This is a genomic window from Polaromonas sp. CG_9.11 (assembly GCF_015752225.1).
GTDB lineage: Bacteria > Pseudomonadota > Gammaproteobacteria > Burkholderiales > Burkholderiaceae_C > Polaromonas.
Genome location: NZ_JADOVE010000077.1, coordinates 1 through 1,051, shown reverse-complemented (window position 1 = coordinate 1,051; position 1,051 = coordinate 1). Strand labels below are relative to the sequence as shown.

General features: G+C 63.3%; 1 pseudogene. It reads left to right on the top strand.

The window, feature by feature from the left end:
• Positions 1-1,051, top strand: a pseudogene (locus IWX85_RS20675) (IS256 family transposase); the annotation flags it as partial.

Sequence of the window (1,051 nt, the reverse complement as noted above, 5' to 3'; positions counted from 1 at the left end):
CTGGTCAATGAAGCCTCCCGCATTGAGCGGGCCCAGCACCTTCAGGCCACGCCGTACGAGCGCTCGGCCCAGCGGGTCGATTACGCCAACGGCTACAAGGACAAGACTGTTTTGACCCGCATGGGCGAAGTCACCTTCGAAGTGCCGCAAGTGCGCTCTGGCGGGTTCTATCCCAGCGCCCTGGAGCGCGGCAGTCGCTCGGAGCAGGCCATGAATCTGGCGCTTGCCGAGATGTATGTGCAGGGCGTCTCCACCCGAAAAGTCATCGAAGTGTTGCAAAAGCTGGTGGGGCCCGAGGTGAGCATCTCCAGCACGCAAATCAGCCGTTGCACAGCGCTGCTGGACACGGGCTTGCACGCCTGGCGTACCCGGCCCTTGGGAATGAGACACCGTACGTGATTTTGGATGCGCGTTATGAGCGCGTGCGCGAGGCCGGCCGGGTAGTCGATTGTGCGGTTTTGGTGGCCATCGGCGTGACGGCTTCAGGCCACCGCCGGGTGTTGGGCGTGTCGGTGGCGCTGTCAGAAGCTGAGGTGCATTGGCGGGCCTTGTCTAGACAGCCTGATTGAGCGCGGCCTGCGCGGGGTCAAGTTTCTCGCCAGTGACGACCATGCCGGTTTGAAGGCCGCGCGCAAGGCGATGTTTCCCGGTGTGCCCTGGCAGCGCTGCCAGTTTCACCTCCAACACAACGCACAGGGCTACGTCAGCCGGCTGGACCAGCGCACGCCGGTAGCGCGCCAAATACGCGGCATCTTCAATGCGAGCGATGCCATTGAGGCACAGCGACTGCTCAACGCGGCGCTCAAAGACTGGCAAGTCAGCCACCCGCAACTGGCCGCCTGGGCCGAGAAAAACCTGCCGGAGGGTTTTGCCGTCTTCGACTTGCCCGAGGCCCATCGGGTGCGCATGCGCACGACCAACGGCCTGGAGCGTTTGAACAAGGAGCTCAAGCGGCGTACCCGTGTCGCCACGTTGTTTCCTAACTCGGCCAGCTGCCTGCGCTTAATCAGCGCCTTGCTGGCCGAACAAGACGAGGAGTGGATGACCGCAA